Source organism: Enterococcus infantis (genome assembly GCF_049166715.1).
Taxonomy (GTDB): Bacteria; Bacillota; Bacilli; order Lactobacillales; family Enterococcaceae; genus Enterococcus_C; species Enterococcus_C leclercqii.
In genome coordinates this window covers 90374-116642 of the sequence record NZ_JBMHFB010000006.1, presented here as the reverse complement: position 1 = coordinate 116642, position 26269 = coordinate 90374, and the positions used below count along the sequence as shown (strand labels likewise).

Sequence of the window (26269 nt, the reverse complement as noted above, 5' to 3'; positions counted from 1 at the left end):
TTTCAGCCCTCCCGTTGCAACAGAGATTTAAGATAATCCCCGAGATTATTGAATGAATAAACAGTTAGTGCCACAAACAGTCCTGGCAAAATCGCCATATATGGTGCTCGTTGCAAACTGTTTTGGGCATTTTGCAATAAACTGCCCCATGATGCCAGCGGTTGTTGGATGCCCATCCCCAAAAAGCTCAGTGCCGATTCAGTCATGATAGCACTGGATATACTGTTTGAAGCCGCCACAGTTAATGTAGGCAAAACCGCCGGCAAAATATGACGACGGATAATCTTGGGAGTAGTCACCCCGACAAATTGACTGTATAACACGTATTCCCGCTCCTTAACCGCCAACGTCTCGCCGCGAATCAAGCGGGCAATACTCATCCAGGAAAAACCACCAATCACGATGATAATCGTCGACAATCCCGGTTTCAAAAAGACACTCAAAACAATGACTAAAACCAGCCAAGGGATTGAAGATAAAATATCCACTAAGCGCATCAAAAGATTGTCCAGCCAGCCACCGAAATAGCCGGCAGCTAGACCAACTACTGTCCCAATCGTTGTTGCTGTCAGCATCGCCAAGACACCCACCAAAAGGGATATCCGCCCACCGTACAACACGCGGATAAAGTAATCTCTTCCTACTTCATCCGTTCCGAATAAGTGCTGCCAGCTGGGGGCTTGTGACATCTGGCTGACATCGGTAGCGTTTGGATCGATGGGAATCAAGGGTGCTGCCAATGACAATAAGATCAACAACGTCAGAAAGAAAAAACTAAAGAGATAGACCGGCGAGGAAAACAGCGCCTGCCGGCTTTTTTGAAATCGTCGGGTCATGACTGTCCTCCTTTTCTGATGCGGGGATCCACCAAAGAATACAAAATATCAGACAGCAGATTCCCCAAAATTACCAAGGTCGCTGACAACAACATCAATGCCATAATGACCGGATAATCCAAACTTTTGGTGCTGTTCATAAGATAAGGGCCAACTCCCGGCCAGCCGAAGATACTTTCGGTAATAATCGCACCAGTCACTAGCATCGGCAATGCCATCCCCAACTGTGTGACTACCGGAACCAAGACGTTGCGACTAATGTGGCGTTTGAAAATCTGCCAGCGAGTTGCTTTAAAAGCTTTTTGAACCGTGACATAGTCTTCTGCCACCTGCTGCAGTGCTGATGATCGGATATAGCGCGTCAACTCTGGGAAAAAAGCCACCGTCAACGTCAGGTAAGGCATGAAAAAATGCGCCAGAAAATCCGCAAAAGAGCCTTCTTGCCCCACCGTGTGCATACCGATAATCGGAAACACATTCAGCCGATACCCCAAGAGATAAATCAAAATCATGGCAAACCAAAACGTCGGTACAGCAATTCCAAATGAGGCAATCCCATTAATCAGTCGGTCTGGCCAGCGATCTTTGTGTGCCGCTGCAGCCAGTCCCAAAAGAAAGGCCAACAACAAGGCTGTCAAATAAGCCGGTACGACCAGCTTGATGGTATTGGGTATCCGCACCGCCAACTCTTGAGCGATACTGGTTTGCGATACCAAAGAATGGCCAAAATCACCATGCAAGATATTTTTCAGCCACAAAAAATACTGAATCAAAAATGGCTGATCTAACCCATTTTTTTGTCGCAACAGATCAATTTGGGCCTGACTCATGTTCGGCGTGGTCAAAGAATCGATGACATCATAAGGCGCCGCCTGGATCAGCGAAAATACAATGAAGGAAATAATCAAAAGCATCGGAATCGCTTGAAGCAGACGTTTAAAAATAAAACGAGACAAAGCAAACATCCTCTCCGAATAAATTTTTCGTATCAGCCGGTACTATGAAAAACGGCAGTCGTTTTTAGCAAAAAGGGTTTCATCAGCTTAGAACTTAGACAGCGACAGAGAAGTTTGCTTATCTGGCTGCGGTTCTGACTTTGGTGTGAAACACCACTTGCAAAAAATCGAAAAGAACAGTCGCCGCCGCAAGCTGCAACTGTTCTTTTTTTGACCTTCAACACTTATTTGATGGCAAGTTTTGACAAGTCTTCAAAGGTATAGATTGGGATCAAGCCGGCTTTTTCTACATCTGTGATCCGGTTATTGACTGCAAGAATCTTTTTATTGTCAACAATCGGATAAATCACTGCATCCTCTGCGATTTGCTCTTGTAGTTGATTGTAGATTTCTTTACGCTTTGTTTCATCTAATTCTGCAGCACCTTTTTCAAAAAGTTCGTCGGTCGTTGCACTGGCATATTGGAAATAGTTCGCCGAGCCACCAGATTTGAAGAGGGCACTGTACAGATCAGGATCATTTCCCATAATATAACCTCCCAAAAAGAGATCATATTTAGTGCTGCCCGCTTTTTTCAGTTCAGCAAAGATTGCCGTCCCGTCACCACCTTGCAAGTCCACCGTGATTCCGGCTTTTTGCAACTGTTGTTGAATTAGTGTGGCTTGAATGGTCTGAGCGGGATCAGATGAGCTGAAGCCCAAAGTCAGTTTCAAGCCTGAAACACCGGCTTCTTTTAAAAGGGCTGCCGCTTTATTAGTATCCGTTTGATAAGCTTCGACATCTTTAGTTGCAAACGGATTGGCTGGCGGCAATATGGAAACTGGTTCTTCATAGTATTGCGAATCAAGATAGGCCGCTTTATCCAGCTCAGCTTTATCCAGCGCATAAAGCACTGCTTGTCGAACTTTGACGTCTTTCAAATTGTCCGTTTGTGTATTCAAGCCCAGATAACCGATTCGATTTTCACTGTAGGGATACGTAGTGATGGTTTTAGCATCCAAATCGGCAATGTCACTTGGCAATACGAAGCTAGCATCCACTTCACCTTTTTGCAGGGCAACTTTGGTGGTATCCGCTGAAGCGATAATCCGCAGAGTAACATTTTTGATTTGCGGTTTGCCGCCATAATAGCTGTCGTTGGCTTCAAAACGCAAGTATTCCCCTCGTTTGTATTCAGTCAGCTTGTAAGGGCCGGTTCCCACCGGTTTTGCCGACAATTCATTGACAGAAAAATCCGCTTCTTTTTCAAAGATGTGTTTTGGAATGATATAAGTTTCTGTTGCAATGTTATTAACAGCCGCACCGCTGACAGAAGGCAGTTTGAAATCTACAGTGTCGTCATCGACTTTCTCTACAGTGATTGGTTTGTCTGCCACCCAGAGACTGTCGGCATTGCCGTTTTCTTTTTTAACCTTTTGTTCATAGGTAAAGACGACATCATCTGCAGTTAAAGGTTGACCGTCGGACCATTTGATATCTGGTTTCAAATCGACAGTTACCGTTAAACCGTCTTCAGAAGTCTTCACATCTTGGGCCAATTCATTTTTCAATGTCCCGTCACCTTCGACCCGTACTAGTGGTGAATAGATCATGTTAGTAACGGTCAGTCCCCAACGATCGCTCGTGTTGATGGGATTTAAAGAAGTGGGATCTCCACTGATTGCATACGTAAAAGTATCAGCAGCTCCTGTTTGACTTTTTTTATCAACTGATTCGTCAGTAGCAGCTTTTTGTCCACCGCAAGCTGCCAACAAAAGAGCGGTAGTACCCAGTAACCCCAGTAATTGATTTCGCTTTTTCATATCGTTTCCTCCTGAAAGCTGCTAATTTCAACAAGCTTAGAATAAAAAGGTAAAAACCAATTTTCAATCCAAGTTGCCAAGTTATCAGCAAGTATACGGGGAATTTCAACAAATGAAAAATCGGTATTTTTGATAGCTGGTCATAGGTTTTTCTTATGGATGTTTTTTCATCTGCAACTACTGCTTCTCCTAAGTATAGATACAACGCTAAAAAGGTCGCCCTTCCAATAATTGAAGAGCGACCTTTGAATGAGTTATCTATTCAGGCAGAGCTGATTTGAGCACGTTTTTTTCTTACTCACCTTTAGTCAACGCCAGCCACTCTTGCTTCAACAGGGCTTGGTAACCATCTTTTTGAATCGCTGCTAAGGTCGTTTTCCCAATGGCAATCAACTGCAGCTTTTCGTCAGAAGCAGTCGGTAACGTTTCATAAATTTCTCGAAAACGGCGCCAAGCTGATGGACTAGTCAAATAAACTGCCGTCAATCGCTTTTTTGTCAACAGTTCTAAAATCCGCTTTTGACTGTTTTCTGGAAGAATGTTGCGATACCCTGTAAAACTAGTCACCCGCAACTGCTCTGCCAAGTTTTCTTCCAAAGAAGTATCTGCCAGCTGAGATTTGGGATACACTACTTGCGTCCCCAAAGGTAACCGACGCTTCAGCTCCTCCACCAATGCCTGCTTGGTTTCTTGGGGACTGATCAGATCCACGGTAAAACCTGCAGCAGCCACAGCAGCTCCGGTCTTTTCACCGATGACGGCAATCTTGACTCCAGAAGTCGCCTGTTGCAACACAGGAGCCACTGGTGCTTGACTGGTAAAAACTAGCCATTGTGCATGACGAATCGCTGCTACCATTTCTTTTGAAAAAGTTATTGGTTCAATGCCAGTCAAAGAAACGTTCACCGTCCGAAAGCCCGCACCTTCAAAAAAACCACGGTCTTCTTGATTCAGTCCTTTGCCTCGTGTTAATAAAACCAGACCCTGTCCTCGCTGTTTTTGACTATTTTCCCAGATCCTTTTACTTCGCTCCTTCAATGCTGTCATGTAACCTGCCAGATCCGTACCCTGTGTGGCAATATAACGGGCTACTTGGCGACTGATAGCCGAGACTTTAGGCTCTTTTACAAGCTCTGGTCTCTTGGCTAGAGCTTCATGTCGCGCGCTGCGACTGCCGGGCTGATTTTTTTGTGAATATGGGGGCATCCTTCATTCTCCTGTCTCAAATCTTTTTTATTGTACGCAATCTCAGTTGACTTGTATAGCGCTTTTTAAGTCTTTCTATACTTTTAACAGCACTCATTTTTTAATGGTAACTAGTGAATCTTTCAAGCTATTCAACATGGCAACTGGCAGTGAAAAAAAGTGGTCGATAATGTTGCAACTGAATCTGCAAAATGAACAGCCCCTTACGTCTAAAAAAGTGAATGACACTGACTGGGCTTAATAAAAATTAAGGCTGGTCAACATTCAAACTGTTTCACAACGAAAAGACGAGTAACTTCTGGTAAAAAACCAAAAGCTACTCGTCTTTTGCTTGTCACTCACTTGGGGGATTCGTTTCGAAAACCGGTGGCAAGACGATTGTCATCATCTTGGATACGACCTGGATTATTCGTTTTCTAAAATCCCTTCGACTGGGCCTTTTTTAACGGCGTTAGAAGTCGTTGTCGTTTGTTTCATTCCAACTTTGAAAGCTAAGAAGTAGCTGCCTGCCAAAATTGCGCCACCGCCCACCAGATTGCCCAGCCAGACAAAGAGCAGGTTAGAAGCAAATTGCGACCAAGTTACACCACCGGCTAAAATGCCCGCCATAATCAAAAACATATTGGCTACTACGTGCTGATAACCAGCAATCACAAAGCCAGTAATCGGCAACAATGTTCCAAAGATTTTACCGATAAAATCTTTTGAAGCCATGTTCATATATACCCCTGTACACACCAATATATTACAAGCTATTCCTGAGAGGAAGGCTTGCAATGGCGCATCAGCAACCCGTCCCATAGCAACAGCAATTGTTCGCTCCACAAAAGCACCTTGCAGTGTGTTGGAAAAGTAACCAAAGAAAACAGCGACACCGGCGGCACCGACAAAATTGAAGACGGTAACCAAAAACATATTGCGCAGCCACTGCTGGAAAGTAATCACTTTCCCATAGAGGGCCATCGTCACCGTCAGCATGTTTCCGGTAACCAATTCCCCGCCTACTAAGAGAAGGCAGATCAAACCAAAAGGAAAAATTAATGCTCCCAGCAGATTCACAAAAGTGCCCCATTCTGCCGGCATTGAACCCATCGTACGGATCATTGCCACTCCTGCCAGACCGATAAATACCCCTGCCATAATCCCTAAAACTGCCGTAGTCAACGTGCTGTACTCGGCTTTCGCCTTGCCTCGTTTAATTGCTTCATCCACTAATTCTTTCGGTGATAAACTCATAACATTTCCTCATTTTCTTTTGAATTTGGTTCTTTAAAAACCGTTTGTATGTAGCCTTAGAAGGCAGGCCACGACTTATGGCAATTGCCTTCTAATTTGATTTAGGCGATCTCTAAATAGATATTATTGCCCTCTACTGTGAGCGGATACGTTTTTAGCTGACCTTCATCCGGCTCTTGGATCTTGCCGTCTAAAAGAGAAATCTTGTAATCCCGCATCGGATCAAAAACATATTCCCCCGCAACGAGGCCTTCTAAAATGGGTGCGCCAGTCAATGGACAATAATCCTCCAAGGCAAAAATTCGCCCATCGGAAATTTGATAAATGGCGATTTTTTCCCCGTTAACAGTAACTGAACGTCCCACCAGCGGCATCAGTTTTGAAACTTGTGTGGCCAATACTTTCATCAGTTGACACCTCCTGCCAAAACGACTTCCCGATGGTCCAATGTGTACATTTTTTCTCGCAGATCCGGACTTTTAACGATTTGTCCCCAAGGATCTTTGCGCCCTTTAGCTTCTGAAGCAAAATTCAAGGCTTCCCAAAGCTCTTTGCGCTTGTCAGCATCTAATAAGACAGTTTTGACGTTTTCAAAGCCCATCCGCTCTACCCACGGCGCTGTTCGTTCCCCATAGATCCCTGTTTCACGGTAATATTGCAACATTGCACCGCAAAGTTCGATAACTTCTGCTTCTGTTTCAGCTGTCGTCAACAGTTGTGCTTCCACCAGTTCGGTCCCGCCGTTGCCGCCGATATAAATTTGGAAGCCATTTTCTACTCCAATAATCCCAAAGTCTTTAACCGCTGATTCAACACAGCTGCGGGGACAACCAGACACACCCACTTTAAATTTATGAGGCGTATCAATGTATTCAAAGGTTTCTTCCAATTTCACACCGAGCCCCATCGTATCTTGGGTCCCAAAACGACAAAAACTCTTGCCGACACAGGTTTTCACCGAGCGGAACACTTTTCCATAAGCCTGTGCCGCTACCATATCCAATTCTTCCCAGATTGCCGGTAAATCTGCTTTTTTGACACCATACAAGCCGATTCGCTGTGAACCAGTCACTTTCAGCAACGGAACATTGTATTTTTCAGCGACTTTGGCAATTTGGATCAGCTGCTGAGGATTGGTTTGCCCCCCTCGCATCCGTGGAACTACAGAGAAGGTTCCGTCTTTTTGGATATTGGCATGCATGCGTTCGTTGGCCACTCGTGAAGTCCGTTCATCTTCGTGTTCGGCTGGCCACGCCACGTTCAAATAAAAGTTGACTGCCGGCCGACATTTCGAACACCCTTCTGGATTGCGCCAAGCCAAAGCTTCAAATACTGCTTTTGTACTAGTCAAATGTTTGGCGTAGATCTGAGTCATCACCTGATCGCGGTTCAAATCCGTACAACCGCAAATTCCGGTAGCTGCTGTCACCGCATCTCCCAGTTCCGCTTCCAACAGGACTTGAATGTCCCCTTTACATTTTCCACAAGAAGTACCTGCTTTCGTCACTTTGCCAACTTCCGCTACACTGGTGAGGCCTTTTTCCCGGATTGCTCGTAAAATATCGCCTTTGGAAACGCCGTTGCAACCACAGACTGTTTCGTCGTCTTCCCATTCCAGTACATCGCCGCCAGCTGCGCCATCACACCCATGTGCCGTCAATACTGAAATCGACTGCAGGTCCTCGATAGTAGCGCCTTTTTTCATCATATTGTAATAACGGCTACCGTCTTCGGTATCCCCGTATAACACAATCCCGACGATCTTATTGTCTTGTAAAAAAATCTTTTTGTATTTGCGAGTAGCGCTATCGAAAGCTTCGATAGTATCTAATCCTTCCGTATTCAAGATATTTCCCGCTGAATACAGATCTGCACCGGAAACTTTTAAAGAGGTGAAGGTTGTCGATCCTTGGTACGGCTTGATATCCGCTTGATCAGTCAACCGATCTGCCAGCACCTTGCCTTGTTCAAATAACGGAGCTACCAGGCCGTAACAGATGCCGTTGTGCTCGACACATTCCCCCACACCGTAAATATCTGGCAAACTCGTCTCCATAAAGTCGTTGACAATGATTCCCCGGTTGATTTCAATGCCACTTTCTTTCACCAATTCAACAGCTGGACGAATTCCGATAGACATCACTACCAAATCCGTTTCAATTTCACTTCCGTTACCAAATTTCAGTCCCGTCACACGTTGGTCACCAAGAATTTCATGAGTGGCGTGTTCCATTAAGAACTTCAGACCCTGCTCTTCTAGTTCTGCCTGCAGCAATTTGCCGGCAGTTTCATCCAGTTGCGTCTCCATCAACCATTTGGCCAAATGAACGACTGTGACATCCATGCCTTGATCTTGCAAGCCTTTAGCAGCTTCCAAACCTAAAAGTCCACCACCAATGACGACAGCTTTTTGGTACTTTCCGGCTGCCGCCAGCATTTCAGCAGTATCATCAATTGTTCTGAAGGCTACGACACCTTCTTTATCCGCTCCCGGAACTGGCAAAATAAAGGGATTTGAGCCCATAGCCAAGATTAATTTGTCATAAGACAGTGTATTTCCGGCAGTTGTTGTGACAGTTTTCTTTTGGTGATCGAGAGTTTTGGCTGGCTCGTTGTTGATCAGTGTCACGTTATTTTCTCGATACCATGCCAGTGGATTTGTGATGATTTCGTCCACCGTCATTTTATTTTGCAACACATTAGAGAGCATGATCCGATTGTAATTTGGATACTCTTCTTTCCCAATAATAGTGATTTCATAACGATCTGGGTCCCGGGCAATGATCTCCTCCACAGTGCGGACACCGGCCATCCCGTTACCGATCACGACTAAACGTTCTTTCATTTTGTTCACCTCATAGATTATTTTACAAGCAGCGAATCAGACAAAAATAATCCAATATCTCAGATCATTTGTTACAAAATTCACAATAAATGAAAAGGAAAAAAATGAAAATTAGGGGATTCCCTAGTATTGTGCATTACTGATCAAGAATCGTTCTCAATTAACCTTTTAATGCTTCCGCTGTCGATAATAACAGCGTTTCCGAGCTTTCCGAGCATTTCGCTCAAATCCCTAATCGTAGGAAAGAAAATGTGATAAGTAATGTTCAAGTGCTAAACGACGGCTGTTAATCAAAACTAATAAAACTGTATGGATGAGGGAAATTTGTGAGCCTCTTAATGTCTTAGTCCGAAGAGAGAACAAAACCATACGTATCAAGAGAAGTGAATTAGACTGACTTGGCTTGATGAAATCAAGGTTAGTCAGCCTTTGAAATTTTTAGCAATGAAAAGCCGACGATCTTCCAATGATTTTAATGGAAGATTGTCGGCTTTTGGGGCCTCACGTTTGGTATTGTTCGGTTCGTCGGAGGGTGACTCAACCATTGTCACAGCCCCTCGCTTCATAAAAAACAATTAGTCGTCAGCCAGCAGACGATTGATTTTTTCTTTCCAGTGTTTGGCTGTGGCGGGATCGGTACCAAAAGTCGTAATACCCACTGTCCCCGCTCTTTTTTTCACTAGGGCTAAATTCATAAAATTCCCTCGAGAAGCCACTGTGGTGTCGTTCACCAATTGTCCTGGTCGCAGCTCACTAAAGACAGCATCATTCACTTTTGGCTGATCTGTGGCGATAAATACCATGTCGAATGCTTCAGTGTCGCCGCTACAGAAGTCCCGCTGTTTCAGAGTTACCAGCCCTGCATCTGCCCACTCACGAATCCTCTCACTGACTTTCGGCGCAACAACCACCGGACGGCTGCCTGCTGCAATTAATTCAGTCAATTTTCGGCTGGCAATTCGACCGCCTCCCACCACCAATACCTGCAAGTGGCTGATTTCGATTAAGACGGGATACATCCTGCTTCCACCAGCCTTTCTTTCAATGCTTCAACTAACGCTGGACTTTCTTCCAAAGTTGGTAAAATCACATCCATTGGCAAATGATTTTTTTTAATCCACTGACTGATCTTTTCCACGAGATGGCCGTGAGTCAAAAAGAAAGGTTGAATCACAAAGCGTTCCTCTGGATGTGCAGTAAGAAAGCTTTGGTAATCATTGGAGCCGATATAATTTACAGCAAGGATTTGATACCCCGTTTCTTGTGACATCTTGGCGGCAATCTGTTGCAATTGCACTGCAGGCTCCTGATAATGGGGCGTGCCGTGAGCAATCAAAAGGCCCCTCGTCCCCGGCTTTTCTGCTAAGTTTGTCATCAATTGCTGTTTCAAAGACTGATAAATCGCTTGTGTCGTGCCCAAAGGTGCCAGCAGTTGAACCTTGGCCTCACCTAAGATTTTTTGGGTCCGCTCTGGTAAATCCTGCTTAAAATGAGTCGCACCAAACAACAGCACCGGCACCAATAGATACTCTGTCACCCCTAATTCCTGCAATTGGGTCAATGCCGCTTCCAACGTCTGATGATCACCTTCCAAGAGACCAATCCGACACAAAAAACCATCTTTTTCTAGCAGGGAGACAAGTTGTTCCACCGCAGCAAAATTTCCACGAGCGATGCGATTTCGCCTCCCGTGAAGCACAAAAATAATTCCTTTCAACGTCTTGCCTTCTTTCCTAAAAATCTACCAGATGATGCTTCAAACTGTATTGCAGTAAGCCCGCGTAATTATCCAGCTTCAACTTTTTACGGATATTCGCTTTGTGGACTTCTACCGTCTTCACAGAGATAAATAGCTTTTCGGCAATCTCCTTGTTGTTATACCCTAGCGCAATCAATGGCAACAGCTCTTTTTCCCTCTTGGAGAGACTTTCATACAAAGGGTCCTGCTCAATTTTTGCCAAACTATTCAACTGTTGATCATCGTACCCGTCATAAAAACGATCACCGCGACCTACTTGGCGAATCCCTTCAAGAAGCGTTTCCTCATGGGCACTTTTTAGAATAAACCCATCAGCCCCAGCTGCTAAAGCTTCTCTGATGTAGGTTTCTTCGTCGTGCATCGTCAAAACGATCACTTTAATATCGGGATGTGCTTCTTTGAGGCGACGAGTCGTCTGTAAGCCATTTTCTCCTGGCGGCATGGAGATATCCATCAGCAGAATATCAATTGGCAGCTGTTCTGCCTTCAAAAAGACTTCACTGCCATCAGCGGCATCCCCCACCACCTTCATATCTGGTTGCGCGTTGATCATGAAGGCCAGTGCATTACGAATCATGGCATGGTCGTCAGCGATCAAGATATTCATTTCAGCCAGCTCCTTTTTCATTAAATGCTAGATTCGTTTTTTCGTCCTCATAAGGTAAGCGAATCACAATCTCGGTGCCATTGCCTACTGCGGTATGAATCGTCAACATCCCACCTATAGCGGCGATGCGTTCTTTCATATTGGCTAAGCCAAAACCATGGGCCTTTTCGGCTAGTAAAAAGCCGGTTCCCTCATCTTTTATGGTCACTGCCATGTAATCCGACTGATAATCCAATGTAACCTGTACTTCGTTGACACCGGCGTACTTCAATGCATTGGCGACCGCCTCTTGCACCACTCGATAAATCGCCGTTCGTTGGGCGTCTGACAACGGGCGCGGCCTGCCTATGTGATGTTGGACTATGGAAAAACCCGTCATTTCCAACGTCCGGTCAGCAAATTGAGTTAACGCCGGTTCCAAGCCAAACGCATCCAGCGTCATCGGCCGCAGCTCCCCGGCCAGTTCTTTAACTTCCTCTAGAACCTCCGCAAAATGTCGGTCAATCCGCATCATCTGCTCCGGTTGATCCGCCACCGGCATCCATTTTAGTCCACGGGTTTCCAACATCAGACTATAGATACTTTGGGCAATACCGTCGTGGAGGTCTTGCGCGATTTTTTTTCGTTCTTTTTCTCGAGCGTCATTCAAATAATCAAACATCGACGCCTGCTCCGCTCCAAAATTTTCAGCATTTTGTGGGGTTAGTTGCAACAGCTGCTGGTGCGAGTCAAGATCTGTGTGTAGACTGCCCCAAAAATCATACAGCTCGCCCTTTGGATCCAACAGCACAAAAGGAAAACCTGTAGGATCCACCTCCCCCACCGGACATTCCAGACAAACCGCTTTGGTACTATGCAGCAGACAGCCCTTCCCTCGGGGAATATCCAGTACCTTTTTCAGATCCCACACATAGTCTTTTTCGATTTGCTTCGCTGCTGTTGTTTTCAGCAAAACATGATCGGCATCATCTAATAGCCAAACAGCTTCTTGAATCAACGTAAACAACTGATCAGAAACGGTCATCTTTTTCCGCCTCCTTTTGTAACAAATAGGCGACGTCTGCTCCACAAGCCGTAAGCTTAGTTATTTCCTCTTGGTTAAACTTACGGGAACGGCGAAAGCCTACCATCAATACGCCAATCACTTCTGTCTGGGTGCTGATAAAAGTCTGGTCCTGGCGTAAAAGCGGCGTTTCAACCACCGGCGCAAACACCGGTACTGCCAAAGCAGACTCCAGCTTTTCCGTACGGGAGATGGGGTACTCCATCAGCTTTTCCGGTTGCGACTGCAAGTGATCTTCGCTTTGTGGACGAGCAGTCTTCCAAACGATACCGGCAATTCCCCGGCCAATGCGCAACCGAATTTTTTGATGGGCATTGTTTTTGGGCCCCTCCGTATACAGCCAACGAATCTCTTTTGCCTCTTGCGGTGGTGCTGTGTTCACTGCAATTCCAATAAAATCACAATCCCACGCAATTCTTTCACTTTTCAGCCAAGCTTTCACAGCATCCATATCGACTACTCCAATTCCCTAAAATTTGTGCAAAAACGCACAATCCTATTGCAATCCCCGCCTACGATCACTATTATAATAGCAGATTTCCTGAAAATAACGAAACAACGGTAATTCCCGATAACTACGAGTTGCCGTTTTCCATAACAAGAAAGTGAGACTCACAGATGCCTGCAAAAAAACACGTCTCTTTACCGCAACTGGTGCTGATTATCACAACCACAGTCTATTCTTTTTCCAGTATGGCCACTGCCTTTTACATGATGGGAATCAAGGCTCTGCCTTGGTTTTTACTGGCTGGATTTGGTTACTTCATTCCTTACGCCTTGATTGTCGCTCAGTATACTCGCAAATATGGCGATCGCTCCGGCACAGTTTATGACTGGCTAAAAGACGCGCTGTCTCCAAAAGCGGCATTTGTCACTGCCTTTTTGTGGTACTGCAGCTATTTCACTTGGATGGTCAGCCTCTTTATGAAACTGGTCATCCCATTATCCATCCTGCTCTTTGGTCAGGATATCACCGGAGAACCCTCTTGGTTTGAAATCCCGACACAATGGCTGGTGGCATTCTTTGGAATCGCTGCGGTGGGAATTTTGACTTGGCTTATCAGTCGCGGCTTTGGTACGGTATTGCGCTTTTTGAAAATCTCTAGTCTGGCCATGGCAGGCTTATTGCTGCTCTCGGCTGTCAGTAACTTTTTTTTGGTATTGCGCCAGCCGACAGATATGTGGCACAACCTACAACACAGCTTATCAGCCCCTAGTTTTTTTGCCGGCACCGGTGATAATCTCCTCAGCCAACTGCCTTTCTTTATTTTTGCCATCACTGCATTTGGCGGTCTGGATACCGTCGCCGCTTTGTCTGACCGAACCAAAAACAGCCGCCGCCAGTTTCCTCGGGGACTGGTGTATAGCGGTGTCTTGATTCTCCTCCTCTATATTGGAGGGATTCTGTTGTGGAGCGGGGCCAATGATCTGGGAAACTTACGACAAACCGATCAGATGCACCTTGGTAATCTCATGTACGGCTTGATGGGCAGCTTGGCCCATGCCGTCAGCGCGGGTCTTGGCTTGACGGGTAACACCGCTGCTCTCGTTTACCAAATTTACATCCGCTACACAGCTTTTGTCCTGTTCGTCTCTTACTTAGGACTATTGTCTTCAATTACCTTTGGACCGCTAAAAAGTTTGATTCAAGGCACCCCGAAAGCACTTTGGCCTCAGCGTTTAACAGCCCTTAACCGACAGGACATGCCGGAAAAAGCACTGCGGCTACAAGGACTGGTGATCAGTCTGGTGATTTTGGCCATCACCTTTAATACTCAAGTCGCCGGTGAGCTGTTCAATCAATTAACCTATATGACTAACGTAGCCCGGGCGATGCCTTACTTTGTCGTTGCTGCTAGCTTCCCATTCTTTTTGAAAAAGCGACTCGTACCAGCAAACGACCTCTTCGTTGCCAACCAAAAATTGAGTACAGCCTTTTCACTGAGCGTTTGCAGCTGTATCGTCTTTGCCATTGCCTTTCAAATCTGGCAACCCTTTTCACTGGGACATTATAGCGACGCATTGACGCTGGTGGGTGGTCCCCTTCTCTTTGCCGCAGTGGCGATGCTCCTCTATCGTCGAGGTGAAAGCCGACAGCTGCCAGCGAAATAGCAGGGAAAAGCATCTATTTACATTAAGTTTTGCTCCACTAATTGAAAGAATCCCTACTCAATTTTTGCTTCAATCCATTGGCCTTTTTGGCATTGCATTGCATAGAAAATAAGCTGATATCGGTTATCTTATATATTCCCAAAAGAGAAGCAACTTCCATTAAAGATTGGAAGTTGCTTCTCTTTTCATCGTGTATGAGATGTCTAGAAGTTCGCTAATTATCATTTAGAAATGATTGCTGTCACCCCTCCTTTATCCAAGTGAATGACTTTGTCTGCTACTTCAGAAATAAAACAGCCATCATGTTCGATTAAAATCATGGAAGGTTTCACAGACAAAAGTAACTGTTGCAACTGATCTTGATTAAAGACATCCAAGTAATTTAGCGGCTCATCCCAAACAAATAAATTCGCACGCTGGGATAGAGACTTAGCCAGCTCAACCTTTTTTCTCTGCCCCATGCTCATCTCTTGAATATCATTTTCAAAAACATTCCGTTCCATACCCATTTTTCGAAGATTATTCAAAAAGTGGGAATAATCAAGTCCTTCTTGCCTCGCAAAATCTTTCAAAGTTCCTCGATTATCTCCATAATTCTGTCGAACCTGACTAATCACAATTCCTGTCGCAATCGTTAAATTACCTCGCCGCAATTCACCAGCAAATTCTCCTAATAGAGCAGCTAAAAGCGAACTCTTACCGCTCCCATTTGCTCCTGTTATTGCCAAACACTCTCCCTGAAGCAGTTCAAAAGAAAGCTTGTTGAAAAGGTCTGGGCCACTAGCATACCTTAAAGTCAGCTCCTCTACTTGGATCAAGCGCCGGTTATAAGCAGGTGAATAACACATTTTTAATTGATCAATTTGCTCGATGTTTTTCAAAAGACCTTCTTTTTCAATGACTTGAGATTCTACCCGCTGTAAAATTGCTTTGGAGCGTTTCATCAGACGAGCAGAATCAGCGCCAATTGCACCAGGACTTTTTCGACGATCCTCAGTATCAATAAACCCACGAGATGGATTATACTTATCACGCTCCCGGTTTCGAGACCACTCCGCCTTCTCAAGCGCCGTCTGCTGTAGTCGATTGATTTCTTTTTTCAACTTACGATTTTGAGCCTGTTCAAAGGCATCTCGACGAGCTTTCTCTTCTTCATACAGTGAAAAGTTCCCTTGGTATAAAACCAACTGACTTTTTTCAATAGCCAATATATGATCTGTCACCATATTCAGGAATCCTCGATCATGACTTACCACGATATAGCCGGATGATTTTTGTTGTAAGTATCCCGCTACTTGTTTACGACCGGTAATATCCAGATGATTGGTCGGCTCATCGATTAAAGGGAAGCGCCCTTCATTTACGAATAAAAGTGCAAGTAGTACCTTGGTCTGCTCACCACCGGAAAGTGTCGTAAAAGGACGCCACAGTACTTCTGGATCACACTCCAGCAGATTCAGCTCTCTTTCTAACTGCCACTGCTCGAATTCCTGTATCTCGTAAAGAGCATAGAAGGTCAACAGGTGAGGATTTTCTATTTTTTGTGGAAAATAATCAAGTTCCAACGGTTGGCTGATTCGCCCCTGGTAAGGTAACTTTCCTTGTAGCAGGTTTAGTAAGGTCGTCTTGCCACGACCATTTCGGCCTACTAAACCCAATTTCCATTGAGTATCAATCATCAGTCGGGCTTCATCAAATAACAAACTTCCCATACGATCGTAGCCGAAAGTCAAATTTTCAAGTTTTATAGTTGCCATTTTTCTTCACTTCTCCATCCCTGTTCACACAGGGCAGACAGAAGCAGCCTGGAAAGATTCCAGTGACACTTTTTAGCAAACCAAGTATCAATAGAAAAAAAAGACCAGCCCGCCTCAGTTATCTTCGCAAAACTGGGCAGACTGGTCATCAAGTCGGTATGAAAGAATGCGACAAAAAAGATGTTAGAACCACTGCAAAACACAACTATTACAGCCGTACTTCTATCTTTTCATCATCTCTTTTATTGGACCTGAAGAATCATCTTTTACCACCAGTTCTTGCGAAAATCTGCACACTAATCCCGTAAAGTTCTCTACGGACAGTCTGAATGCAGCTTTTGCCTTATTTGGTGATAATGATCATCAGGATCCCTCGCTCTCCTATTATTGGTTTTACTGTAGCATGGCTAAATCAAAGGGTCAAACAAAAGACGTCGCCAAATTTTTTACTCCCCTTTGCAGCGCTAACTCCATACTTGCTGCGCTATCTTCACGTATTCCATGAAACTAATGGACAGTCAAGTCTCTAACTACATAGTTCTCTCTCAATCAGATACTCAGGCTCTTTAACCAGAAAATAGCAGCTGATTCAAGAGATCTTTGTTTATTCCAGAATAACTTGTCTCAACCTAAATCCGGTTGATCGAAAAAGGTGATGCTTTCGCCAACCTTGCCATCAGATTCGAACACGATGATTTCGTTTTTCCCGCTCTTCAATAGTGGTCCTGGCAGATACAGCCGTTTTTGCGGACCGACTTCCCAAAAGCGACCTAAATTAAAGCCATTGACGGTCACAAAGCCTTTTCCCCAACCGGTAAGCTCAATAAAAGTATCTCCCACTTCACCTACCTCTAATTCAAAGCGAGTGAAACTTGGCTGCCCAGAAAGATAGTCACCGCTGAAGTCCACTTGCTCCAAATTATCCATTGGCAGGCTGTACATCTCCCAATCGGCACGATAGGCACCATTGACGATTACACCGTCTTTAATTCCTTTGTGCTGATGGTTCATCTTAACAGAGTAATTCACTCGTCCCATGTTTTCCACGAGAATCCCCAGCTCATTTGACTCTGCCGTTAACTCAATCTTTTGAGACACGCCGATTTCTTGATCGTATTGTGTCATCAACAGTGACTCATTGACAAAGATATTGGCTCGGTCCATGCAAGAAATCAGCCGAAAATCTTCAATGTGACGAGGGGCGCCGATAGCACTCTTGTAGTAAACATAACCGGTAGCCTGATTCAACGCTTCCATCGATAATGGGTAAGGACTTTTCACGGGTTCAGCCAGTTTATCCAATGTGCTAAACAAAGAGACCCGGTCTTTTGCCTGAAGTTTTCCATAGGCCTTTTTCACGATTTTCGTAGAAAGCGCAAACTCGGGAAGCTCTGTGTATTGGGCGATAATTTCTTGAAAAGCTTGGTATTTCGGTGTAATGTCCCCCCACTCTGTCAACAAAGCATCATAATCATAGCTTGTCACATCCGGTGCCAGTTTTTCGTAATAGTTGGCACCGGAAGTAAAGCCGAAGTTCGTGCCGCCATGAAACATATAGATGTTCACACTGCCTTCTGTCAAGATATCCCGCAACTCTTTGGCGGCAGCTTCCACTGAGGTAGTGTGATGATGCTCATCTCCCCAAGCATCAAACCAGCCAATCCAAAATTCCATCACCATCAGCGGCTTCTTTGTCCCATGAAATTTTCGTAACACGTCGAACCACTTTTTGATATCTGAACCACAGTTAATCGTCGGCAAGGCGATGTCTGGAATTGTGCCATTGTCCAGCATGTCATGCCACGGACCATCAGAAGTTACCAATGGAACGACCACACCTTTGTCTCGCATCAACTGTGCCATCTGTCGCAGATATTTTTTATCATTGGCGTAACTCCCATATTCATTTTCCACCTGCATCATGAGAATTGGGCCGCCGTGAGTGATTTGCAGATCCGTCACTTGCGGCAACAACTGATCAAAATACCGTTGAATTTTTTCCATAAAAGGGCCATAGGAAAAGCGCAGTTTCATCTTCGGGTCTTGCAGTAGCCAATAAGGCAGCCCCCCAAACTCCCACTCCGCACAAATATAAGGCGCCGGACGTAAAATCACATATAGGCCCACTTCCTGAGCAATCTGAATGAAGCGCCGCAGATCATTGCCTCCAGAAAAATCATATTCTCCTTCATTAGGCTCATGCTTGTTCCAGGCTACATACGTCTCCACCGTGTTACAGCCCAGCAATCGCAGTTTTTCCAACCGATCTCGCCAGTATTCTGGCACCACGCGGAAATAATGGATGGATCCACTGATAACTTTAAAAGGCTTTCCTTCCAAATAAAACTCATCTTTGATTTCAAAACTCATCTTCGTTCCTCCTGCTTCTTATGTAGCCGACAGCCTAACAACAACTGTCGCCACACTTAACAATGAATCGACCCGTACCTAACTAACAAAATACTTTGCACTTAGTTTAAAGCGCCTGTTTTACCAGATAGGTGGTATATTTTGCCAAGTCATGGGCTTTTAGCACCGTACCTTTTAACAAGTCTGTTGCTCCGACAAAAGCTTTTGGCAATGGCAGTGCGTCATCTGTGAAGTTCATGATGAAATAATAGCGCTGCCCTTCTTTTTCCCGAACCGCAATTTCCAGTTTAGTGGCTTCAGCCAAGACAGGGGATACACCGGCGGCTGCCTCTGTCAGAACCTTGTCTAGTAAAACCGGCTCCAATTCCGTTCCAACATAATAGACAGTTCCTTTGCCAAATGCATTTTTAGTCACCGCTGGGGAACCCGCGTAAAAGTTGCTCGTGTATGCTGCCAGGCTTTCTGCTCCTTCGAGATGGAGAATGTCACACAAGAGATGCGCTTTCCCGCTTGTCCCATCCGTAAATACGACACTGTTGCTTTGTTCCGGAGCCAACGCATCAATCTCTTCGGCCCAAACCCCGCACATTTTTCGCAGTGGGCCTGGATAGCCGCCCAGATGTACATTGTCAGATTGATCCACGATTCCACTCATAAAGCCAGTGATCAACGTACCACCTTCTGCCACAAAGGTTTCCAGTGCTTCGGCCATTCCCTCTTTAATCATGTATAGAACCGGTGCGACAATCACTTTATATTTGGAGAAGTCTGCTGCTACACCAAGCATGTCCACAGAGATATTTTGATCGTAAAAATAGCGATAATACTTGTGCATCTGATCCACGTATTTCAAATCAACAGACGGCCCACTGGTATACTCCAGTGCCCAGTAGTTGTCCCAGTCGAAAATCATTCCCACTTCAGAAGGTGTTTTGGCTCCAAGTATTTCAGATAAACGGGTCAACTCTTCTCCCAACTCAGCCGTCTCCCGGAACACTCGGGTATTTTCTGTTCCCACATGTTCAATTACTGCTCCATGGAATTTCTCACATGCCCCAATGCTACGCCGCAATTGGAAAAATTGAATCGTGTCTGCACCATGGGCAATCGTTTGGTAGCTTTGGGCTCGCATTTGGCCGGGCTTTTTCAGTGAATTGTAGGCTTGCCAATTTTGTTGTGACGGTGTTTGTTCCATCAGCATAAACGGCTGCTGATCTTTGACCCCCCGCATCAAATCATGCGTCATCGCTACCTGGCTCCAGGGCGTATCGTAAGCCGGATAATTGTCCCAAGAAACGATATCCAATTCCTTAGCCCATTTGAAGTAGTCCAGCCCCTTATAAGTCCCCATCAAGTTAGTAGTAATCGCGGTGTCTTTGTCATGCTGGCGAATGGCAGCTTTTTCCAGCTTGAAAGTCTCCAGACGAGAATCCGACATAAATCGGCAATAATCAATGGAAATCCCCGCAAAAGCTGTCTTGTCGTAGCCGATTCCTTCTGACAAGGCATTTGGTACAACAATCTCATCAAAATCATAGAGCGTGTGACCCCAAAATTCCATGTTCCAGGCTTTGTTTACGGCATCAATGGTCTGGTATTTGTCCTTCACCCACACTCGAAAGGCAGCTTCACATTTTTCACAATAACAGTAATTGCCATACTCGTTGTTGACGTGCCAGCAGGTCACATGAGGATTGCTGCCATAACGTTCTGCCAGTTTACCCGCCAAACGAGCAGAATATTTGCGGAAAATTTCACTAGACGGACAGTTGTTGTGGCGTCCACCAAATTTGTGTGTCCGACCGTCATAATCCACGTGAGCGACTTCTGGATATTTTTTGTACATCCAGCCAGGCATCGCTGCCGTGGATGTGGCCAAAACAATATCATAATTGTCCTTTGACAACATCGCGATAACTTCATCCAACTCGTCGAAGTAATAGACATTTTCAGAAGGTTGGATCTTCGCCCATGAAAAGACATTGATCGTGGCCGAATTGATCTTAGCCTTTTTAAAAATACGCAGATCTTCTGACCAGACCTCCTTTTCCCATTGATTCGGATTGTAGTCGCCCCCATAGAGGATTCGATTAAACATAGTGTAGTCTCCTTTTCTTTGCTGCTGCCAAAAAATATAAACAGCAGCAAGGTTATGTAAGATTTAGTGTTTTGAAATGTAAAATTGTATTTGTCGCAGGCATTGCCAATCCATTGCTTAATACCCTCATTGTAAACGCTAGCGACGCATGTTAGTATAGATTCCACAAACAAAAAATATAAAAAATCGAAACAAGAGGTACCTTGCCATGCCCATCTATTTTCAACCCATCAGCGAAACACTCCCATTCTCATTAGAATCCATCGGAAATCATTGGGGCCAAGAAAGCGTCTCTCGCAAACAAGGCTATTCTCATTATCATTGGCTGCAAACTGAAAAAGGCCAAGGACAGGTGCAGGTGGCAGGACAACTGGTCACGCTGCGTGAAGGTGAAGGTGTCCTGCTGCCGCCTTATACCCCCCACGCTTATTTTGCTGATGAGGCAGTTATTGAAATTGGCAGTCGTTCCGAAAACAGCACTGGCACTCTTGGTTTGGGGCGCGCTCCACAACTAATCAATGAGTACGGCATTCGGTCAGATCACAAGATTCACCAAGACGTAGCAAATACTGAAAAGCCGTTGACAGACCACCTGTCAACAGCTGACAAAAAAAATGCAGACGAGAATAACGGCTGGCAGACCCGCTTTGTCACCTTCAATGGCATGTTGGAGGACCATTTTTCAGAAATACTCGGCACCAATCGAGTCATTTTTTCCAATGATACTCCGGAGTTTTCCTTTTCCCGCTGGATTGACGCCGTAGTGGCCGACCTCACCACTCGCACCCTTGATTCCGCGCAAGCCTCAGCAGACTGCTATCGCTTTTTAATGTATCTATCAAAAGGCTACGAAAATCAACTGGCAATCAGCCACCCGCTATTTCAGCAATTCGTCCTACCGACAATCGAACACATCGAGTTGGCGTTTGGCGAGGATTTGACAGTAGAGGAACTAGCTGCGACACTATTCATCACGCCACAATACCTCACCCGCCTATTCCGCCGTTTCACCGGAAAATCAACCCAGCAATATCTGCTGGATTTCCGCCTAAACAAAGCAAAAGAGTTCCTGATGAATCATCAGGAACTCTCAGTACAAGACATTGCCAGTGCAGTCGGCTTTGCCAGCGCCAGTCGCTTTGTGCAGGTCTTTAAAGAAAAGAACCGAGTGACCCCGGGACGCTTTCGGCGGGGGGAGTGACCATAAAAAGGAGTTGAAACCTAGACTGGTCTTCTTGCAATGTATCCTTGATAAGATTGAGCCAGGGTTCATTTGCAGCAAACTTCTGAAGTGACGTGAGCTTATCAAAAAATTTCTGAAGACCCCTGTCTCTATCTCATTCCTTTTACTCCCATGTTCAAGGTAACATTAAAAAGATAGCCAACTTCTAAATAAATGGACCAAGCAAACTGATAAGTGAACTTTTTTGTTCCAGTTCTCAATTTTGCCTATAGCCCCTGTCTCTCAAAGACAAGGGGCTCTTCCTGTAGCCATCTGTCTTTTCGCTATTCCCCTACTGAAACCACCCGCAATTCAAAAAAATTCTGCCAAATCACGAAAACTTTCAGGAAACCCGCAAAAACTTGTTGCTTTTTTCACAAAAATCCGTAAAGTAAACAACGGACTTATCAAATTCAGTGGTCACGGATCTGCTGTCTTCTCATTGACATCCTTCCCACTTTCTGGATTGTCATTGACTATCGAACAACGATTCGCCCTTGACCACCAAAAAAGAACGGCTTCGAGACAGACAAGTTGAGTTGAACAGGTCTGCAAATGACAGACGACCAAAACGGGCACATTCTCCGTCCTTTTTTCATCGACTACTCTATCTTCCCAGCCAACTATCGAAAGGAGCACTTCTCATATGTACACCCCTTATGAAATCGTCGATATTTCCATCGACAATGGTATCAAAAAAATTCAAAAACCGTTTCTAGCCAAACTGATTCTAGGCTTTATTGGTGGGGCTATGATCTCGCTGGGCTATCTGGCTTATGTGCGGGTCTCAGCTTCTATCCCTGCTGACCTTGCTAGCGTGGCCGCATTGGTGGGGGCCAGCGTCTTTCCCATCGGATTGATCGTGATTTTACTAGCTGGCGGTGAACTGATCACCGGCAATATGATGGCAGTGGCAATGGCCTTTTTTGACAAAAAGGTCAGCTTTAAAGAACTGCTCCTCAACTGGATTACTATCACTCTGGCAAATGTAGTCGGCGCCCTATTTGTAGCCTATTTTTTTGGCTATCTAGTGGGATTAACTCATACGGGGGTCTATTTGGATACTGTCATCAATTTGGCGCATCATAAAATTGAGGCTACACCGCTTCAGGGAATTATCTCCGGTATCGGCTGTAACTGGTTTGTTGGCTTGGCTCTTTGGCTGTGCTATGGGGCCAAAGACGGCGCTGGTAAGATTCTGGGCATCTGGTTTCCAGTAATGGTCTTTGTTGCAATCGGCTTTCAGCATAGTGTGGCCAATTGCTTCATCATCCCCGCTGCAATTTTTGAAGGACAAGCCACTTGGATTGATTTCCTACAAAACTTCCTTTTCGTCTACCTCGGCAACATCATCGGTGGCTCAATCTTCGTTTCCGGCTTTTACTATTTGAGCTACAAGCATCACTAATCGAATCCTCCTCACCGTCTGACAGCTCAATTGTTAGGCGGTGTTTTTAGTTATTCGGGTGATATTTTGGGTGGTAAGAGAATAGTAGACTCACTTAGATGAAAATTTAGATTCTATGCAAAAAATTCTTCCCCACAACAAACTTCAACTATTGCATAAAGAAAATTTCAAGAATAACGATCATAAAAGTCCTGGTAATCTCGATAATCCAGGTTGTCTGCCATTGTGCCGGTATGGTTCCAATAATCGAAGCCTTCCTCTTTTAGCCCCTCACCGGTAACTAACGGACGATTGTCATCAATTGGCCGAATTCCCAGTACAGTACCATCTGCACCACATATTACTTTTAAAGCTGATTGCTGTTCCAGTTCGTGGTGTCCAGTTTTTTGCTTTTTACTCTTCTTTTTCTGAGGTTTGCCTTTGTTTCCGTAATACTGCTTCTTTTTTGTCGTTTGCTCAACAGCTATTTTTTTTCGAGACATTTCATGACTTCCCACTATTTTTTTGTGCTCAGAAAGCAGTTCAGCAATTTTAGTTAAATCCCCGTCTCGTTGTGCTTTCAATTCAAGATAGAACTGACCATCAATAGGATATCTCCTCATTGCCCTGAGTAAAAATTGTTCAAAACACCAGTTATACCCCATTGCATGGTCTGCAGAAGTAATCGCTGGCAGCTGTAATTTTTCCATCAGCGAGGTGAGCGCCGCGATTCTCTTGTGTTCCTCCACAGAAAGCTCTTCGCATTTACGTTGGCTCTGTTTCCACACGATTCGGTTCTGTTCATTTTCACGTTTTTTCTTTTCATACTCCTCTTTTGCCATATATTGTCTAAGCTCTCGAAAACTGTTGAATCTATTTTGTTGCATTTAAGATGCCTCCCTAATTTTTCCCTACGTAAAAAAAACAGCCTATCGTTCTGATAAGCTGCCGTCTTCTAAGCTATGATTCTCGTATCAATACTACTCGAAAGCCTCTTAACACTGTTCTTTAAAGCCTCATATTAGTCATACCGCTCCATATCAACAATTACCAGTATCTAAATCGTGGACTACAAGCTACTTACTAGTCACTCGTTCTCTTCCAAATTATCACTATGTGCAGCATCGTGTCGTAATTTTCTATGGAAGATTTTATTACATCTTTTATTTAATCATAAAGTAAAAATGCCGTCAAACGAGACCTTACCTATCATTCTGTGATCACTTCTGCACTTAATCGTCACTATGATTTCGCTCGTAATAACTAACTTTATCCGAACTACTTTTATTCGAATTCGTCTAATTCTGCTGCTATCTTCACACTTTAATCCCATGATATACTAAAAATAAGGAGGTTTTGTAATGTACACTATTGAAATTCCCTTATTCAAAACAGCTGGGAAAAATATTCTTGTCTGGCACGAAAATATGCAAATTGCCTCATTTCGAAAAACTTTTCGAAATATTGGTCACCGTACTTTTGAATGTGTTCGCCCCCATTCCATTATTGATATGAAAGGTGAAAATAGTAATCACCATACAGTCACACTCAAAGAAGAACTCTTTTCAAATCAAAAATTTGCTCGTTCTTGGCAAGGAACCTCGGAACAACTTGGCAGTTTTACCATTCTCAACGAACCTTGGAGTTTCCGACCCACTCTTTTATATCCACTTGCCCCAACAAGAAGCTAAAGTTATGGTAAGAAAAGTTCCCGCAACTCCCGAAATTCATTTCTTATACGAAGGAAAATGCCTCCAAATTGTCAGACTAGACTCCAGCTCAATAATTCAAAAGCTGACATTTACATACAATAAAGAACAACAGCTGCTAACTCCTTTAGAAATTGCAATGTTCACCTACTTATTACTTTTTAGTTCTTGAAATTGAATAGCTGAGCCAATTTCTACGAAAAGAGATTTTAGCATCAGCGAAGTACATTTTCTCCAAAGCACAAAAAAGCTGAACTCTTATCCATCAAGAGTTCAGCCATCACTTTAGGTCTATTCTTCTTCTTCAGACATGAATGATATCTACGAAGCAGTAGACATCATTCTATGGAATATCAAGATTTTTAAAAGCAGAGAGAACCTTCAAATATCACTAAATAGAACTAAAAATCAAAAGAATGGCATTCAAAATTGGGGCACATAGGAAAGTAATATAGAGTAATTTTAGTTCCAACACTTCCAAAGTGACTTCATTTAACTGAAACGTTCAAATAATTAGGCGTTAATAATGATTTCAGGACTTAAACCACATGTAGTGAACATTTTCGTGAATATCCAAGTGTCAGCCAATATGCAGATGTCTGCGCTCCTCAGATATACGTATTAATTGTTTTCATCTTTTCGAAAAAGTAATATTCGCAAAAAGTAACATTCTTCAGAAAGATGATTCTTTCAAAACAAATAGAGGACAAGATATCAATCTCGTCCCCTACTGATTAAATTGAATTTTCATTCATAATAGTGTTGCTTTGAATTAGTAATTCAAAGACTGAAGATCAACTAATGTAGTGTTTGAGCCAATAAACCCATTTACTGGAATCTGATGATCGATTCTAATAAACGTTGGAGTATATAGAGGTCCAACTTTTTCGTTAAAGAATGATAGCATCAATTGTTTGTCTTCACTTGATAACGTATCACCATATTTTTTTTCTAAATTGACATAATAGATCGGCAATTTACTAGTCTCTTTGAATTCAGACAACACTTTTGAGAACTCTCGACAGTACGGACATCCTTTATAACCAATCAACATAAAATATGAATCATCACTTTTCAGTAGATTGATTAGTTCTGAATCATTTACTTCCTTAATACCAGATATGTTTTGTAGATATTCTTCTTCTGTTACATTTGTCGCATTTTGATGGTCAACCTCAGTAGAATTTGTGCCCGGACTATTCTCATCCGCATAGGAATTTTGCGGAGAAAATGACAGCCCAACTGTAATTGAAAATAATAATGCTATTAGGGGTAAAAATTTTTTCTTCATTCTTCTCTCTCCA

General features: G+C 44.1%; 21 protein-coding genes. 4 read left to right on the top strand and 17 right to left on the bottom strand.

Annotation, left to right across the window (positions count from 1 at the left end):
* Positions 1-2: 2 nt before the first annotated feature.
* The 12 genes from ACOMA8_RS08665 to ACOMA8_RS08610 form a co-directional block, all read right to left on the bottom strand.
* Positions 3-836 carry an ABC transporter permease gene (locus tag ACOMA8_RS08665; RefSeq protein WP_421370083.1) on the bottom strand — a complete coding sequence of 278 codons (834 nt, stop codon included), beginning with the start codon at positions 834-836 and terminating at the stop codon, positions 3-5.
* Positions 833-1792, bottom strand: coding sequence for an ABC transporter permease (locus ACOMA8_RS08660; RefSeq protein ID WP_421370081.1), 960 nt, complete (start codon positions 1790-1792; stop codon positions 833-835). The genes ACOMA8_RS08665 and ACOMA8_RS08660 overlap by 4 nt, the downstream gene beginning before the upstream one ends.
* A 224-nt stretch (positions 1793-2016) precedes the next feature.
* On the bottom strand, positions 2017-3594 hold the full coding sequence (locus ACOMA8_RS08655) for an ABC transporter substrate-binding protein (protein ID WP_421370079.1): 1578 nt from the start codon (positions 3592-3594) through the stop codon (positions 2017-2019).
* Positions 3595-3888: 294 nt separating this feature from the next.
* Positions 3889-4800 (bottom strand): uroporphyrinogen-III synthase, encoded by a 912-nt coding sequence (locus ACOMA8_RS08650; protein ID WP_421370077.1) that lies wholly within the window; start codon positions 4798-4800, stop codon positions 3889-3891.
* Between the two features lie 405 nt (positions 4801-5205).
* Positions 5206-6036, bottom strand: a complete 831-nt coding sequence (locus tag ACOMA8_RS08645) for a formate/nitrite transporter family protein (RefSeq protein ID WP_421370075.1) — start codon at positions 6034-6036, stop codon at positions 5206-5208.
* 101 nt (positions 6037-6137) lie between these two features.
* Complete coding sequence (locus ACOMA8_RS08640; protein ID WP_421370073.1) at positions 6138-6443, bottom strand: nitrite reductase (NAD(P)H) small subunit; 306 nt, start codon at positions 6441-6443, stop codon at positions 6138-6140.
* Positions 6443-8881: a nitrite reductase large subunit NirB gene (gene nirB, locus ACOMA8_RS08635; RefSeq protein ID WP_421370071.1), complete on the bottom strand. Its 2439-nt coding sequence runs from the start codon at positions 8879-8881 to the stop codon at positions 6443-6445. The genes ACOMA8_RS08640 and nirB overlap by 1 nt, the downstream gene beginning before the upstream one ends.
* A gap of 575 nt (positions 8882-9456) precedes the next feature.
* Entirely contained in the window at positions 9457-9900 is a 444-nt protein-coding gene (locus tag ACOMA8_RS08630) for a precorrin-2 dehydrogenase/sirohydrochlorin ferrochelatase family protein (RefSeq protein WP_421370069.1), read from the bottom strand.
* The gene (locus ACOMA8_RS08625) at positions 9885-10598 is read right to left on the bottom strand and encodes a sirohydrochlorin chelatase (protein WP_421370067.1); all 714 of its coding nucleotides are present in this window, start codon (positions 10596-10598) and stop codon (positions 9885-9887) included. The genes ACOMA8_RS08630 and ACOMA8_RS08625 overlap by 16 nt, the downstream gene beginning before the upstream one ends.
* A 16-nt stretch (positions 10599-10614) precedes the next feature.
* The gene (locus ACOMA8_RS08620; protein WP_161898251.1) at positions 10615-11247 is read right to left on the bottom strand and encodes a response regulator; all 633 of its coding nucleotides are present in this window, start codon (positions 11245-11247) and stop codon (positions 10615-10617) included.
* A gap of 1 nt (position 11248) precedes the next feature.
* Positions 11249-12271 carry a sensor histidine kinase gene (locus ACOMA8_RS08615; protein ID WP_421370065.1) on the bottom strand — a complete coding sequence of 341 codons (1023 nt, stop codon included), beginning with the start codon at positions 12269-12271 and terminating at the stop codon, positions 11249-11251.
* Positions 12258-12761 (bottom strand): GAF domain-containing protein, encoded by a 504-nt coding sequence (locus ACOMA8_RS08610; RefSeq protein ID WP_421370063.1) that lies wholly within the window; start codon positions 12759-12761, stop codon positions 12258-12260. The genes ACOMA8_RS08615 and ACOMA8_RS08610 overlap by 14 nt, the downstream gene beginning before the upstream one ends.
* Before the next feature lie 167 nt (positions 12762-12928).
* Between ACOMA8_RS08610 and ACOMA8_RS08605 the strand changes: the two genes are divergently transcribed.
* Positions 12929-14422: an amino acid permease gene (locus ACOMA8_RS08605; RefSeq protein ID WP_161898254.1), complete on the top strand. Its 1494-nt coding sequence runs from the start codon at positions 12929-12931 to the stop codon at positions 14420-14422.
* Between the two features lie 221 nt (positions 14423-14643).
* On the opposite strand, the gene abc-f is transcribed toward ACOMA8_RS08605, so the two are convergent.
* The 3 genes from abc-f to ACOMA8_RS08590 all read right to left on the bottom strand — a co-directional run bounded on the left by abc-f (position 14644) and on the right by ACOMA8_RS08590 (position 20647).
* Positions 14644-16179 (bottom strand): ribosomal protection-like ABC-F family protein, encoded by a 1536-nt coding sequence (gene abc-f / locus ACOMA8_RS08600; protein WP_421370061.1) that lies wholly within the window; start codon positions 16177-16179, stop codon positions 14644-14646.
* A 624-nt stretch (positions 16180-16803) separates the two neighbouring features.
* Entirely contained in the window at positions 16804-18549 is a 1746-nt protein-coding gene (locus ACOMA8_RS08595; RefSeq protein ID WP_421370059.1) for a glycoside hydrolase family 35 protein, read from the bottom strand.
* 106 nt (positions 18550-18655) lie between these two features.
* Positions 18656-20647, bottom strand: a complete 1992-nt coding sequence (locus tag ACOMA8_RS08590) for a beta-galactosidase (RefSeq protein WP_421370057.1) — start codon at positions 20645-20647, stop codon at positions 18656-18658.
* Positions 20648-20855: 208 nt separating this feature from the next.
* Between ACOMA8_RS08590 and ACOMA8_RS08585 the strand changes: the two genes are divergently transcribed.
* Both ACOMA8_RS08585 and ACOMA8_RS08580 read left to right on the top strand, forming a co-directional pair.
* Complete coding sequence (locus ACOMA8_RS08585; protein WP_421370055.1) at positions 20856-21848, top strand: AraC family transcriptional regulator; 993 nt, start codon at positions 20856-20858, stop codon at positions 21846-21848.
* 667 nt (positions 21849-22515) lie between these two features.
* Positions 22516-23277: a formate/nitrite transporter family protein gene (locus tag ACOMA8_RS08580; RefSeq protein WP_421370053.1), complete on the top strand. Its 762-nt coding sequence runs from the start codon at positions 22516-22518 to the stop codon at positions 23275-23277.
* Positions 23278-23444: 167 nt separating this feature from the next.
* Here the strand turns inward: ACOMA8_RS08580 and ACOMA8_RS08575 are convergent, their stop codons facing one another.
* Complete coding sequence (locus ACOMA8_RS08575) at positions 23445-24143, bottom strand: hypothetical protein (RefSeq protein WP_421370051.1); 699 nt, start codon at positions 24141-24143, stop codon at positions 23445-23447.
* Between the two features lie 474 nt (positions 24144-24617).
* On the opposite strand from ACOMA8_RS08575, the gene ACOMA8_RS08570 reads away from it, so the two are divergent.
* Positions 24618-24947, top strand: coding sequence for a hypothetical protein (locus tag ACOMA8_RS08570; protein WP_421370049.1), 330 nt, complete (start codon positions 24618-24620; stop codon positions 24945-24947).
* A gap of 790 nt (positions 24948-25737) precedes the next feature.
* On the opposite strand, the gene ACOMA8_RS08565 is transcribed toward ACOMA8_RS08570, so the two are convergent.
* Positions 25738-26256, bottom strand: a complete 519-nt coding sequence (locus ACOMA8_RS08565; RefSeq protein WP_161898262.1) for a PedC/BrcD family bacteriocin maturation disulfide isomerase — start codon at positions 26254-26256, stop codon at positions 25738-25740.
* Positions 26257-26269 lie beyond the last annotated feature (13 nt).

What these genes read in the sequence shown, in the direction of transcription:
- ACOMA8_RS08665 (WP_421370083.1), bottom strand. Translation starts at nt 836, where the DNA reads ATGACCCGACGATTTCAAAAAAGCCGGCAGGCGCTGTTTTCCTCGCCG.
- ACOMA8_RS08655 (WP_421370079.1), bottom strand. Translation starts at nt 3,594, where the DNA reads ATGAAAAAGCGAAATCAATTACTGGGGTTACTGGGTACTACCGCTCTT.
- ACOMA8_RS08650 (WP_421370077.1), bottom strand. Translation starts at nt 4,800, where the DNA reads ATGCCCCCATATTCACAAAAAAATCAGCCCGGCAGTCGCAGCGCGCGA.
- ACOMA8_RS08645 (WP_421370075.1), bottom strand. Translation starts at nt 6,036, where the DNA reads ATGAGTTTATCACCGAAAGAATTAGTGGATGAAGCAATTAAACGAGGC.
- ACOMA8_RS08640 (WP_421370073.1), bottom strand. Translation starts at nt 6,443, where the DNA reads ATGAAAGTATTGGCCACACAAGTTTCAAAACTGATGCCGCTGGTGGGA.
- nirB (WP_421370071.1), bottom strand. Translation starts at nt 8,881, where the DNA reads ATGAAAGAACGTTTAGTCGTGATCGGTAACGGGATGGCCGGTGTCCGC.
- ACOMA8_RS08630 (WP_421370069.1), bottom strand. Translation starts at nt 9,900, where the DNA reads ATGTATCCCGTCTTAATCGAAATCAGCCACTTGCAGGTATTGGTGGTG.
- ACOMA8_RS08620 (WP_161898251.1), bottom strand. Translation starts at nt 11,247, where the DNA reads ATGAATATCTTGATCGCTGACGACCATGCCATGATTCGTAATGCACTG.
- ACOMA8_RS08615 (WP_421370065.1), bottom strand. Translation starts at nt 12,271, where the DNA reads ATGACCGTTTCTGATCAGTTGTTTACGTTGATTCAAGAAGCTGTTTGG.
- ACOMA8_RS08610 (WP_421370063.1), bottom strand. Translation starts at nt 12,761, where the DNA reads ATGGATGCTGTGAAAGCTTGGCTGAAAAGTGAAAGAATTGCGTGGGAT.
- ACOMA8_RS08605 (WP_161898254.1), top strand. Translation starts at nt 12,929, where the DNA reads ATGCCTGCAAAAAAACACGTCTCTTTACCGCAACTGGTGCTGATTATC.
- abc-f (WP_421370061.1), bottom strand. Translation starts at nt 16,179, where the DNA reads ATGGCAACTATAAAACTTGAAAATTTGACTTTCGGCTACGATCGTATG.
- ACOMA8_RS08595 (WP_421370059.1), bottom strand. Translation starts at nt 18,549, where the DNA reads ATGAGTTTTGAAATCAAAGATGAGTTTTATTTGGAAGGAAAGCCTTTT.
- ACOMA8_RS08590 (WP_421370057.1), bottom strand. Translation starts at nt 20,647, where the DNA reads ATGTTTAATCGAATCCTCTATGGGGGCGACTACAATCCGAATCAATGG.
- ACOMA8_RS08585 (WP_421370055.1), top strand. Translation starts at nt 20,856, where the DNA reads ATGCCCATCTATTTTCAACCCATCAGCGAAACACTCCCATTCTCATTA.
- ACOMA8_RS08580 (WP_421370053.1), top strand. Translation starts at nt 22,516, where the DNA reads ATGTACACCCCTTATGAAATCGTCGATATTTCCATCGACAATGGTATC.
- ACOMA8_RS08575 (WP_421370051.1), bottom strand. Translation starts at nt 24,143, where the DNA reads ATGCAACAAAATAGATTCAACAGTTTTCGAGAGCTTAGACAATATATG.
- ACOMA8_RS08570 (WP_421370049.1), top strand. Translation starts at nt 24,618, where the DNA reads ATGTACACTATTGAAATTCCCTTATTCAAAACAGCTGGGAAAAATATT.
- ACOMA8_RS08565 (WP_161898262.1), bottom strand. Translation starts at nt 26,256, where the DNA reads ATGAAGAAAAAATTTTTACCCCTAATAGCATTATTATTTTCAATTACA.